The 12,179-nt window shown below is 63.6% G+C and carries 10 protein-coding genes; 7 read left to right on the forward strand and 3 right to left on the reverse strand.

The genetic code is table 11. The features are described 5' to 3' along the window. Positions 1-4 precede the first annotated feature (4 nt). Both lptM and IE079_RS17150 read right to left on the reverse strand, forming a co-directional pair. Positions 5-136, reverse strand: a complete 132-nt coding sequence (lptM, locus tag IE079_RS17145; protein WP_189578078.1) for an LPS translocon maturation chaperone LptM — start codon at positions 134-136, stop codon at positions 5-7. 107 nt (positions 137-243) lie between these two features. Further along, positions 244-3,123, reverse strand: coding sequence for a class I adenylate cyclase (locus IE079_RS17150; RefSeq protein ID WP_189578079.1), 2,880 nt, complete (start codon positions 3,121-3,123; stop codon positions 244-246). Positions 3,124-3,410: 287 nt separating this feature from the next. Between IE079_RS17150 and IE079_RS17155 the strand changes: the two genes are divergently transcribed. Continuing rightward, positions 3,411-4,559: a sensor domain-containing phosphodiesterase gene (locus tag IE079_RS17155; RefSeq protein WP_189578080.1), complete on the forward strand. Its 1,149-nt coding sequence runs from the start codon at positions 3,411-3,413 to the stop codon at positions 4,557-4,559. 32 nt (positions 4,560-4,591) lie between these two features. Here IE079_RS17155 and argH read toward each other — a convergent pair whose 3' ends face one another. Beyond that, positions 4,592-5,986, reverse strand: coding sequence for an argininosuccinate lyase (argH, locus tag IE079_RS17160; protein ID WP_189578081.1), 1,395 nt, complete (start codon positions 5,984-5,986; stop codon positions 4,592-4,594). A 99-nt stretch (positions 5,987-6,085) separates the two neighbouring features. On the opposite strand from argH, the gene IE079_RS17165 reads away from it, so the two are divergent. The 6 genes from IE079_RS17165 to IE079_RS17190 all read left to right on the forward strand — a co-directional run bounded on the left by IE079_RS17165 (position 6,086) and on the right by IE079_RS17190 (position 12,161). Continuing rightward, entirely contained in the window at positions 6,086-7,159 is a 1,074-nt protein-coding gene (locus IE079_RS17165) for a sensor histidine kinase (protein ID WP_189578082.1), read from the forward strand. Next, positions 7,156-7,896 (forward strand): LytR/AlgR family response regulator transcription factor, encoded by a 741-nt coding sequence (locus tag IE079_RS17170; RefSeq protein WP_189578083.1) that lies wholly within the window; start codon positions 7,156-7,158, stop codon positions 7,894-7,896. The genes IE079_RS17165 and IE079_RS17170 overlap by 4 nt, the downstream gene beginning before the upstream one ends. Positions 7,897-8,018: 122 nt before the next feature. Next, positions 8,019-8,960 carry a hydroxymethylbilane synthase gene (gene hemC, locus IE079_RS17175; protein WP_189578084.1) on the forward strand — a complete coding sequence of 314 codons (942 nt, stop codon included), beginning with the start codon at positions 8,019-8,021 and terminating at the stop codon, positions 8,958-8,960. Continuing rightward, complete coding sequence (locus tag IE079_RS17180) at positions 8,941-9,765, forward strand: uroporphyrinogen-III synthase (protein WP_189578085.1); 825 nt, start codon at positions 8,941-8,943, stop codon at positions 9,763-9,765. The genes hemC and IE079_RS17180 overlap by 20 nt, the downstream gene beginning before the upstream one ends. Positions 9,766-9,777: 12 nt before the next feature. Next, positions 9,778-10,935, forward strand: coding sequence for a uroporphyrinogen-III C-methyltransferase (locus IE079_RS17185; protein WP_189578086.1), 1,158 nt, complete (start codon positions 9,778-9,780; stop codon positions 10,933-10,935). Further along, positions 10,932-12,161 (forward strand): heme biosynthesis HemY N-terminal domain-containing protein, encoded by a 1,230-nt coding sequence (locus IE079_RS17190; protein ID WP_189578087.1) that lies wholly within the window; start codon positions 10,932-10,934, stop codon positions 12,159-12,161. The genes IE079_RS17185 and IE079_RS17190 overlap by 4 nt, the downstream gene beginning before the upstream one ends. The last annotated feature ends 18 nt before the right edge of the window (positions 12,162-12,179 follow it).

A 12,179-nucleotide genomic window follows, 5' to 3' on the forward strand; every position in this document is an offset into this window, starting at 1 on the left:
CCTGTTAACGGTTTTCGGCGCGGTCATCCGCCGCAGAGGAAACAGCCGTGGCAACTTCCTGCGGACGCTCCAGCGGTCCTTTCTGGCCACATCCGGTCATCAGTACCAGAACGGCCAGGCAAATTGCAGTTCTCATGATCAGACCTTGCTGCCTCATCTGGCTGCACCTCAATAAAATCAATTGCGCAGTATACCTGAGGGAGCCCGGCCAGGGCGAGCCACGGAGCGGGGTCGACGGGCCAGTCAGACCAGCCCCAGCTCCCGGTTCAGGGCCAGCTGAAGCTGCTGGCGGTACCACACGTACTGGCAGGTCTGCAGCTCCTGCTGCCACATCTGCGGGTCCAGGTCGTGGGGCAGATGCAGGTCCGTGAGGTAGATGGGGTAATCCTCGCCCCGGCGGCGGCCCTGGCGGACATAGTGGGCAACGGCTGCCATCTGCCGGTCGCCATACTCCTGGAAAGAAAACTCCTGCTCATCACAGAACAGGTCGAAACGCAGGCTGCCATCGCCCTGCTGGACCCCGACCGCCTGCAACTCCATACCATCAAGGGACAGGGATTCCGGAGCCAGCGGAGTGCGCTCCAGGCGGGCCTCGCCATCCTCAACAATCACTTCGTTACAGACCAGCTCCGCCACCGGTGTCTCGGCTCCGGCCATCTGGCGCAACTGTCGGCGCTCCGCCAGGCTCTCGAGGAAGCGCATGAGCGGCAGCAGTGCCTGCCGACGGCTGCCGGACCAGGGTTGGCTCCAGCCATACAGGGAGCCGGTCTCGTCGGTCACCCAGAATCGCATGCGGCGACCACCGGGTTGCCAGAACATCTGGATAACCTCCGGCTGGCAGGCGCCGCAGACAGCCCGGAACGCCGGATCCTGCTGCATGGCGTAACGGTCGGGCACCACCGGCGTATACTCCTCCTGCGGATGAGCGAGGTAATCCATCAGGTCATCGTCTGACGCCAGCCCGACAAACCCCGGCTCGAGGCCCTCGAAGCGCAGCACGAACCAGCGCCTGTCAACCTTCAGCAGATAGCGCAGTGAATGGGGACCGGTACCACCGGCGAAGAACTGCCGGGTCATGTCTTCCACCAGCTCCCGGATACGGTGGGAGATCGCCCGGGAGTGACTGCCGCCGGCACACCACACCTCGACAACAGGGGCACTGGCCGGGTCCCTGGCCACCAATGCCAGCAGGTTCTTGAGGCACTGCACCAGGGCATCGCCGGTCACATAGCGCTGCAGACTCACCTCACGCCAGCTGTTGAGGGTGACCTGCTCGATGGTTGCCACCAGATTGTCACGACCACCGCTGAAGCCCAGGGAATCGTGCTGATCACTGAGCTTGTGCAGCCCCCGCTCGGTGAGGCTGGCCTGGGGGTCTATGCCGACATTGACCAGCAACAGGTGGGTTTCCGGGCGTACCGGCGACATCAAGGCTTCCCGGGAAGGAGGCCGGGGTATACCCAGGTGCTGGCTGATAAAGCCGACCATGGCCCGTAGGTCTTTCACGGTGAGCACCGCGGTGGCGGCCTCCGTATCCGCGATTTCCTGACGCAGATTCAGGCGCGTCACCGGCGACAGCAGGCCGTTGCACTGGCACCAGACCACCAGCTCCACCAGACTGCCAGCGCGGCGGATGGGAGATTGCCAGGCAGTGTCAGCCGGACGGTCCAGGTTACGGAACAGCAACCAGCCCTCCGGCCCGGGATGACTCGTCGCCGGCGTCCGCTGGCAGAACGACAGGTTCTCCTCGGCCAGTGACGGCGCGATTCCCGGGTTGACGATCTCGATCTTGCCGGCCTTGCGCTGGAAGGCCGCATACAGCTTGCGACCAAGAAGGTTCAGGTCAGCGGTACTGATGCTGGAACGGACGTTGTCGCTGCGGGCCATGCGCGAGAGCAGACGGTAGCTATGGGTCAGCTCCGACACCACCCGCCGACGTAAATCTGCCACTGTCTCTACCCGCCACTGGTGACGGGCATCCAGCTCGGACAGGGTCTGCCGGTCCCAGGCCCACTCGGACACCAGCTGCTGCAGGATCCTGCCCTGCCAGCGACCGGCGGTCTCGGTGGCGCGGGTCAGCGGAAGCCCGGTTTTCAGGTAAAGCGCACGGCGAACCAGGTCCAGTCGCCCCGGCGCCTCCTGGGACTGCAGCCAGCGCTCCAGGCGCCGATAGAGCATGACGTAGGGGTCCACCGAATCGACCGATGCATCGCCACTGTAGACCGCCTTCTTGAAGTCACCGGACAGCAGGCCATTGCGGCGGTCGCGAGCGTAACACTCGATCAGCAGCAGCTTGAGCAGTGACTTCCAGGGGGATTCGATGCCCTTGTACAGCTGCCAGATACCGGCACCGAGAAACTCGGCGACCGGTATCGATGGCAGCGCGCCGAAATCGAGATACTCATCCGACCGGACAAAGCGGTTGTCCAGCAGGAAGCGGGTCAGCTCGCCGTAACGGCTCTCCTCGTCCACCGGGATCAGCCACCAGAGAGGATAGCGCCCTCCCAGGTGTATGGCGGTGCGATAGAACTCATCCAGCAGCAGATAGTGCTGGGCGCTGCCGCAGTTCTCCCCGGTCACTTCCGCCTGTTGACGCCCCTGCCGAAAGTCCTCGGCACTGAACACGAACAGGTTAAGCTCCAGACCGTACTCCGCCGCCCACCGGGACAGGCGGCTCGCCTTTTCCTGCAGGATCGCCAGCCGCTCCGGGGCAAGGTCACCGTGGTGGCACACCCAGACGTCCAGATCACTGGCCACGGAATGCCCCAGGGATCCGGGGCTGCCCATCAGATAGAGGCCGGTCAGCTCCGCCGGTGTTCTGCGCCCGGAGCCGACACGGAAGGATCGGGCCAGTCGCTGCGCGGCATGGATCGCCAGATCGGAGGGCTGGTAGCGGTCCAGTCCATGGGGACAATCGACGGCATGGTAGCCGGGGAGTGCGGGGTGATTCAGGTGAAACACCAGCGGCAGCAGATCCAGCACGATCTGCTGCCGCCAGGTCAGTGCCGACCGGGCACGGTCGAGGCGTGACTGGTTAAGGGTGCGGAAACGGTCTGTTATCCGTTTCAGAACCTTGCGGTCAACACCTTCGGAAAAGTCTACCAATAAAGGACGGCTATGCACTTTCCAACATCACTCCAGAATCGAGACGTTTTCTTTCGGCGTTTTACCTGTACAATGTGACCGGGTTGGCATTTGGATAGCCTACCAGAAGAAGAACCTGAGCGGGTTACCAACCATCGCCGCCTCAGGCAATTGGCACTGGACGCCAGAGAATAATAACGCAGTCCAGTGTGCCGCCGTATTCATGACGCTGATTTGCTGCGGGACGCTAACAGGGACTGAGACAGGAGTACTCTGACGTGAATGAGCTCGTCATTTGCCGCCACCGCTCAGGGGCCGGCGAGACTGTGACGACCGTTCTGACCATTGGCCAGGACGGCACGGTGACCCACACAGATCCGAATATCTCGCTGGTGCTGGGCTACAGCAGTGGTGAACTTGAAGGTCACCCCCTCAAACAGTTGATTGCCTCTGCCGAAGACAATCCGCTGAGTCCGGATTATGCCTCTTATCACGAAACCGGTCGCCCACTGACGGTCACCCTGCGCCATGGTCGCGGCTATTTCATGGCGGCGCGAGTTATCGTTCGCAAGGCACGGGCAGAAAAAGCCCCCTCCCGCGCGCCAGCAACGCCCAAGGCTCCTGAAAAAATAGCCGCCAGGCCGACGGACCGGAGTCACGATCGGGCAAACATCGCCAGAACCAAAGCCATGCTGGCCCATATTCGCGAATGCCTGTCCAGTGGCGGCCTGCCCCTGGAATTCCAGCTTATTGAATCCCTGAACATCAAGGCGGATGGACTGGCTTTCGAAGTGCTGGCACGACTGCGTGGCGCCAACGGCTCCAGTGTCGCCATGACGCCCGCGGACTTCCTGCCCCTGATCGAGCAGTTCGAACTGTCCCGGCGCCTTGACCGGCAGGTGATCAAGCAGACGCTCTGTCACCTGCACCGCCATCCGGAGCTGTCCGCCACCCTGGGCTACTGCGGTTTCAACCTGTCCCTTGGCTCCCTGCAGGACCGGACCTTCCCGGGCTTTATTGCCCGTGCCCTGGAAAAGACCGGCCTGAACCCCGGGGCCCTGTGCTTCGAGATACCCGCCCATCACGCCGTCACCTACACCGCCGATTGCCGCCAGACCTGCCGCATGCTGCGGCGCCTGGGCTGCAAGACGGCCCTGGACGGGGCCGGCCAGAGCATGGACAGTTACCGCCTGGCGGGCCGCCTGCCGGTGGATTACATCAAGCTGGCGCCGGAACTGCTCGAGGGGCTGCAGAATGAACCCACCCACCTGGTGATGATGGAAGCCCTGCAGAGGATCGCCAAGGCTACCGACAAGGTCAGCATTGCCACCAGCGTGGAGAACCATATTGCCCGCCAGCGTGTGCAGAATCTGGGCATTCACCTGATTCAGGGCAAACTGGTCAGTGCACCCCGACCCCTGAAGGAGCTGGGCAGCTCCGACCGGGGTACATGGCAAGCCGGCGCTATCGCCTGAATCGGCGAGCCGCCGGCATCATCAGCAGCTGCTCACCCCAGCCGTGACCGGGCGCGGGCAACCGCCGCCCTGACCTGATCCGGCGCCGTGCCGCCGAGATGATCCCGCGCCTGCACCGAACCTTCCAGGGTCAGCACATCAAACACGTCTTCGCCGATGGTATCGGAGAACTGCTGAAGCTCCTCCAGGGTCATTTCCGACAGATCTTTCTTTTCGGCAATACCCAGCGCGACAGCCTTGCCCACGATCTCATGGGCGTCCCGGAACGCGACGCCCTTCTTGACCAGGTAATCGGCCAGGTCGGTGGCGGTGGAGAAACCGCGGCGGGCCGCCTCGCGCATGTTGTCCGCCCTGGCAGTAATGGCCGGAATCATATCCGCGTAAGCCCGCAGGCTGCCCTTGACCGTGTCCACGGTATCGAACAGCGGCTCCTTGTCTTCCTGGTTGTCCTTGTTATAGGCCAGCGGCTGGCTCTTCATCAGGGTCAGCAGGCTGATCAGGTGGCCGTTGACACGACCGACCTTGCCACGCACCAGCTCAGGCACGTCCGGGTTCTTCTTCTGGGGCATGATGGAGGAGCCGGTGCAGAAGCGGTCCGGCAGGTCAATGAAATCGAACTGGGCGGAGGTCCACAGCACCAGCTCCTCGCTGAAGCGGGACATATGGGTCATCAACAGTGCGGCAAAACTGCAGAACTCGATGGCAAAGTCGCGGTCACTGACCGAATCCAGGCTGTTCTCTGTCGGCCGGTCAAAACCCAGCAGGCGGGCAGTGATGGTGCGATCGATGGGATAGGTGGTGCCGGCCAGGGCGGCGGCTCCCAGGGGCATCACGTTGACACGCTTGCGGCAGTCCTGCAGGCGCTCGGCGTCCCGCTCCAGCATCTCCGCCCAGGCCAGCAGGTGGTGACCAAAGGTCACCGGCTGGGCGGTCTGCAGGTGGGTAAATCCGGGCATGATGGTATCCGCCTCACGTTCGGCCAGGTCCAGAAGGCCACCGCGCAGGCGGGCCAGCTCAGCGGCAATGGCGTCAATCTCGTCCCGCAGGTACAGGCGGATATCCGTTGCCACCTGATCGTTGCGGCTGCGCCCGGTATGGAGCTTCTTGCCGGTGATGCCGATGCGCTCGGTGAGTTTCGCCTCGATGTTCATGTGCACATCTTCCAGGCTCACCGACCATTCGAACCTGCCCTGCTCGATATCGGCACGGACCTCCTCCAGCCCCCGGATGATCTGGTCCTTCTCGTCAGCCGTCAGTACCCCGACCTCGGCCAGCATGGTGGCGTGGGCAACGGAGCCACGGATATCGTGATGGTACAGCCGGCGATCGAAATCCACGGAGGCCGTGAACCTTTCCACAAACGCGTCGGTTGGCTCGCTGAAACGGCCTCCCCAGGGTTTTTCAGAGCTCTTGTTCTGGTCGGTCATGGTGTATCTTTCCTGCTGACGGCCCGGCAGAATGATCCGGGTGCGAAAAATGTGTGCGGATTATAACACCCCCGCACCCCGGAGAGGACTCTCACCCGCATGACCACCGGCAGTACCAGAAACCGCCAGCAGGATGATCCCGGCGCCGTATCAGGCGGCTTCTTCGTGCCGGACCTGTGCCGGGTGCGCTCGGTGTTCATGCTGGTGATCAGTAGCGAACTGATGGTCATGCTGCTGGCCATGGCCCATGCCCGCGGCCAGTGGCTCGACTGGCACTATTTCGGCCTGGTCTCCCTGCTGGTGCAGTGGACCGTGCTGACCAGTGCGGCGCTGATCTGCCTGGCGCGACCCTGGCTTTCCGGGCTCACCACATCCCAGGCGACTATCGCCATGGTGGCACTGGTAGCGCTGGATGTGCTGCTGTTCAGCAGCCTCGCCGGCACCTTCCTGTACCCGGAGTCCGCCCCGGAACGCTGGCAAGCGGTGGGCAAAAGCCTGCTGGTAGCGATCATCGCCACGTTGATGGTGCTGCGCTATTTCTACCTGCAACACCAGTGGCGGCAGCAGAAACAGGCGGAAATGACCTACCGGCTGACCGCCCTGCAGGCACGCATCCACCCCCACTTCCTGTTCAACAGCATGAACACCATCGCCAGCCTGATCAGCACCCGCCCGGAACAGGCGGAAGACGCCGTGCTCGACTTGTCGGAACTGTTCAGAGCGTCACTGAAAACCACCGAACGCATTGTACCCTTACGGGAGGAACTGGGCCTGTGCCGCCGTTACCTGGCCCTGGAGCAGCTGCGACTGGGGGACCGGCTGAAGGTGGAGTGGCGCACCGATCCGGCACTGGAAGACCAGGCCATTCCGCCACTGACGCTGCAGCCGCTGGTGGAAAACGCCATCTACCACGGCATCCAGCCGCGCCCTGACGGGGGCACGGTGGTGATTGAAAGCCAGCGCAGTGGTCAGTACGTTTACCTGCTGGTGCAGAACCCGAAACCGGCAAACGGCGCCGGCCAGCATCAGGGTAACCGGGTGGCATTCAGTAACACCCAGGCGCGAATCCAGACGCTGTTCGGTGAAACCGCCGTACTCAAGCACAGCCAGCAGGGTGACCTTTATACCGTGACCCTGAGGCTGCCCTGGCAAACCGCAGGCAAGACATCATGAGCAACCAACGACGCGTACTCATTGCCGATGACGAACCCCTGGCCCGGGAGCGGCTTGGCCGCATGGTTTCCGGCCTCGGTGGCTACGAGGTTGCGGGCGAGGCCGCCAACGGCGACCAGGTGTTGGCCGCGGTCGCCCGTGACATGCCCGACGTGGTGCTACTGGATATCCGCATGCCCGGCACCGATGGCCTGGAGGTGGCGGAGCAGCTGACCGCTCACCCCAATCCGCCCGCCATTATCTTCTGCACTGCCTACGATGAATACGCCATCCGCGCATTTGATGTGCAGGCCGTTGCCTACCTGCTCAAACCGGTCCGCCGGGAGGCTCTGACCGAAGCCCTGGGCCGGGCCGAGCGACTGAACCGGGTCCAGCTGCAGGCACTGCAGGCCCAGCCGACGGAAGACGGTCATCACCTCAGCGTCAGCAGCGCCCGCGGCACCGAACTGGTGGACATGACCCGGGTGAGGTATTGCGAGGCGGACCAGAAATACGTCACCCTTCACCATGACAACCGCGAGACACTGACCGACCTCAGCCTCAAGGCGCTGGAAAGCCGGTTTCCGGAACAGCTGCTGCGTATTCACCGGAACACGCTGGTGGGCACTCACTTCATCCGCTCACTGGAACGGCTTGAGGATGGTTCCTGCCAGCTCAGACTGGCCGACATCGACGAGGCCCTGCCGGTCAGCCGACGCCACGTGGCCCATGTCCGACAATGGCTGCGCGACCAGTGATAGGCACTGCCGTTCCACGGGACTTTTCAGCGCCATCGCGTTAGGCTTGTCGCAATCTTCTGAACGGCCCCGGGCGCACCCCGGGCGACCACCCATTCTCACCGCTCAAGAACATCGACATCATGGCAAAACGTACTCTGCGCATCGCAACCCGTAACAGCGCCCTCGCCCTCTGGCAGGCGGAATTCATCAAGGCCGAGCTGGAGCGCCTGCACGACCACGTCGAGGTGGAACTGATCGGCATCAAGACCCAGGGCGACAAGATTCTCGACGTGCCCCTGGCCAAGATTGGCGGCAAGGCCCTGTTCGTCAAGGAACTGGAAGAAGCCATGCTGGACGGCCGCGCCGACCTGGCGGTGCACTCCATGAAGGACGTGCCCATGGAGTTCCCCGGGGGCCTGGGCCTGGTCGCCATCTGCGAGCGGGAAGACCCGACCGATGCCTTTATCAGCAACGACTACGCCACCGTGGACGACCTGCCCCACGGTGCCGTAGTGGGTACTGCCAGCATGCGCCGGGAAGCACAGCTGCGCAGCTATCGCCCGGACCTGGAGATCCGCACCCTGCGGGGCAACGTCAACACCCGCCTGGCCAAGCTGGATGCCGGCGACTACCAGGCCATCGTGCTGGCTTCCTCCGGCCTCAAGCGGCTGGGTTTCCACGACCGTATCCGCTACACCCTGCCGGACAGCGTGTCTCTGCCGGCGGTTGGCCAGGGCGCCCTGGGCATCGAGTGCCGCCTCAGCGATCAGGAGCTGGTCGACCTGCTTACACCCCTGAACCACCGGGACACCTGGGACCGGGTCTGCGCCGAGCGTGCCCTCAACCGCCGCCTGGAAGGTGGCTGCCAGGTACCCATCGCCGCCTATGCCCTGCTGGAGGATGACGACACCCTGTGGCTGCGGGGCCTGGTGGGCAAGGTCAATGGCGAGGAAATCCTGCGCGTTGAAGGCCGCTGCCCACGGGCGAACGGCGAAGCGCTGGGCCGCGAGCTGGCAGAAGACCTGCTGACGATGGGCGCTGACCGGATTCTGGCGGACATCTATGGACATACCCCCAGCTAACCAGTCGACGCCACTGGACAGGGTCCGGGTGCTGGTCTGCCGGCCCGAGCCGGAGGCCTCGAGGCTGGCCGGAGCTTTCCGGTCAGCTGGCGCCCGCACCCGTACGCTACCCGTTATTGAGCGAGTACCCATACCGGAAACACCGGAGCACCGCCAGCGGGTGGTCGACCTGGACCTTTACCAGCACGTGATCGCTGTCAGCCCCTATGCCGCCCGGCAACTGCTGGAGCGGGTAGACACCTGGTGGCCCCAGTTTCCCACCGGCATCCGCTGGTACGGTGTCGGCGCCAGCACCGCAGCGGTGCTGGAAAATGCCGGGCTGACTCCGGAGCACCCGGCGGAAGGCTTCACCAGTGAAGCCCTGCTTGCCCTGCCGCCCCTGCAACATCTGAAGCATGAAAAGGTGCTCCTGGCCCGGGGCGACCAGGGTCGTGAACTGATCCGCGAGACGCTGATAAAACGGGGCGCCTCGGTAACGGTACTACCACTGTATCGCCGCCAGGCGGCAACCCCGTCCGCGGAGCAACTGACCGACAGCCTGGAACGGTTCAGGCCCGACGTCATCGTCGCCCTGTCCGGAGAAACATTGAACAATTTCATCGCACTGAGTAACAATAGCAGCCATAATTGCTTGAAAAGTCTGTTGCTGGTTCCGACTGAACGGGTAGCCCGGCAGGCCCGGGACGCCGGATTTACCCGGGTGATCTGCGCCAGCGGCATGGCAGACGAGGACATCGTGAACCGGGTAGTTGCCTGCTATGCTGCTGAACAGGCAGGACAGGACCAGCCCCCCGGATCACCCTGACAGCCAGTAAGGATGCCCGTGACCGAATCCAACGACCAGAACCACCAGCTTCCCGCCACCGTCTCCGCCAACGGGGAATCCCGCCCCAGAACCTGGCCGCTGTGGCTGGCGTGCCTGATCCTGCTGGCCGGCCTGATTGCCATCGGGCTCTGGAGCTGGCAGCAATGGCAAGCCCAGCAACAGATCCGGCAATCACTGGACCATGTCACACAGATGAACAACCAGCTGGGCCAGCGGCTGGACCAGAGCAGCTCCAGCCGCGCCGACCGGCTCGAATCCCTGGAAACCACCCTGCGGGAACAGCAGCAGACCCTGAGCGAACAGCAGCGACAGATCGACCACACCGCCAGTGAACTGCTCGACGCCGGCAACCGCACGCGAACCGACTGGCTGCTGGCGGAAGCCGAATACCTGATGCGCATTGCCAACCAGCGCCTGATGATTGAAAAGGACATCCGCGGTGCCCTGGCGGCACTCAAGTCGGCTGACGACGTGCTCAGGGAAACCGATGACATCGGCGTTTACCCGGTGCGGGAGCAACTGGCGCAGGAAATCCTGGCCCTGCGCAGTGTCACGGACGTGGATCGCACCGGGCTCTATCTGCAGCTGGAAGCGGCTCGCGAAACCGTCAGCCAGCTGAGCGGCCAGGCTATGACCGAAGCCCCGGATTTTACCGGGGATGAACAGGACAGTGGTACCGCTGACACTGGCGAGGAATCCAGTGCCCTCTCCCGGGCCTGGGAGAGAACCAAATCCAGCCTCGATAACGTGGTTTCCATCCGCCGCCTGGACGAACCGGTCAAACCGCTGCTCTCTCCCGACCAGAGCGCCTGGGCGCGGCTCAACCTTCAGCTGATGCTGGAACAGGCGGCGCTGGCGGTGCTGCGTGGTCACGAGAACCTCTACCAGCAGGCCCTCGACAAGGCCCTCGCTTCCCTGGACACCTGGTACGACGACAGTAACAGCCGCATCGCCGCGCTGAATAATACCCTGACGGAACTGAAGGATCGCGACATCAACCCGGAACTGCCGGACATCAGCCGATCCCTGACCCTGCTCAAGGGCCGAATTGCCGGACGCCATGCCAACAATGAGGCACCCATGAACGGCGACTCTGACGATGCCGGCGATTCGCAGGACAAATCCGGCAGCGAGGGTGATGCGTCATGATTCGCATCGTGGTCATCCTAGTTACTGCCCTGCTCCTGGGGCTGGCACTTAGCCAGGGCATTCACTACGACCTGGGCTACATCCGCATCAGCCTGGGCAATTATCTGATTGAAACCAATTTCTGGGTCGGACTGGTGCTTCTGGTCGCCCTGGTGCTGTTGATACTGGCGGCGGTCTGGCTGATACGCCGGCTGACCCGGCAGACCGGTCTTGTCGCCGGCTGGCTGGCCCAGGGCCAGAAACGACGGGCCCGCCGTCGCACCACCGAGGGCCTGCTGGCCCTGGCGGAAGGCAACTGGCCCCATGCCAGGAAAAAACTGGAAGCCTCGGCGGACCATGCCGACACGCCCCTGATCAATTATCTGGCCGCCGCCCAGGCTGCCTCGGAGGCCGGTGATCACGACGCTGTGGACGAACTGCTACGCAAGGCCTTCGAAAGCACCCCCGGTTCCGACCTGGCGGTGGGTATCACCCAGGCCCAGCTGCAACTGAATGCCAACCGCCTGGAGCAGGCGCTGGCGACCCTGGTGCGGCTGCGCAAGCAGGCGCCCCATCACCCGTTCGTGCTCAAGCTGCTGAAGACGGTCTACCTGCGGCTGGAAGACTGGAAGGAACTCTCCCGCCTGCTGCCCGAGCTGCGTAAGCGTCAGCTGGGCGAGGATGGCGAGCTGGATCGCCTGGAACGTATGGCCTGGCACAAACTGCTGCAACGTGCCGCTGATGAATGCCAGCGGCAGGGCAATCAGGACCTGACACCGCTGACCCGGTTGTGGGACAAGCTCCCGGGCTCCATGCGCCGGGACGAGCACACCATTCGCGTGTACGCCGAACTGATGGCCAGGGCCGGCGACGAGGCCCAGGCCGAGACCCTGTTGCGCAAGGTGCTGCGCAACCACTGGAGTGACCAGCTCATCCACCTCTATGGGCGTATCTGCGGAACCAAACCCGATGAACAGCTGCTGGCCGCCGAGCGCTGGCTGCAGGATCGCCCCAACAACCCGGAGCTGCTGCTTGCACTGGGGCGCCTGAGCCTGCGCAACGAGCTATGGGGCAAGGCCCGGGAGTACTTCGAAACCAGCCTGCACCTGCGCCGCAGCCAGGAGACCCTGGCAGAGCTCAGCCGGCTGAATGCTCACATGGGTGAGGAAGAAGCCAGCATGCGGCTGCTGATGCAGGGCCTGGTGAAGGAAACCGGCTTGCCGGAACTGCCGATGCCCAAGGCCTGATTTTTTCCATGCGCTTCC

Source organism: Marinobacter zhanjiangensis, from assembly GCF_014651935.1.
In the GTDB taxonomy this organism is placed as follows: domain Bacteria; phylum Pseudomonadota; class Gammaproteobacteria; order Pseudomonadales; family Oleiphilaceae; genus Marinobacter; species Marinobacter zhanjiangensis.

Coding starts and splice junctions, on each gene's coding strand:
- lptM (WP_189578078.1), bottom strand. CDS start 136: ATGAGAACTGCAATTTGCCTGGCCGTTCTGGTACTGATGACCGGATGT.
- argH (WP_189578081.1), bottom strand. CDS start 5,986: ATGACCGACCAGAACAAGAGCTCTGAAAAACCCTGGGGAGGCCGTTTC.
- IE079_RS17165 (WP_189578082.1), top strand. CDS start 6,086: ATGACCACCGGCAGTACCAGAAACCGCCAGCAGGATGATCCCGGCGCC.
- IE079_RS17170 (WP_189578083.1), top strand. CDS start 7,156: ATGAGCAACCAACGACGCGTACTCATTGCCGATGACGAACCCCTGGCC.
- hemC (WP_189578084.1), top strand. CDS start 8,019: ATGGCAAAACGTACTCTGCGCATCGCAACCCGTAACAGCGCCCTCGCC.
- IE079_RS17180 (WP_189578085.1), top strand. CDS start 8,941: ATGGACATACCCCCAGCTAACCAGTCGACGCCACTGGACAGGGTCCGG.
- IE079_RS17185 (WP_189578086.1), top strand. CDS start 9,778: ATGCCCGTGACCGAATCCAACGACCAGAACCACCAGCTTCCCGCCACC.
- IE079_RS17190 (WP_189578087.1), top strand. CDS start 10,932: ATGATTCGCATCGTGGTCATCCTAGTTACTGCCCTGCTCCTGGGGCTG.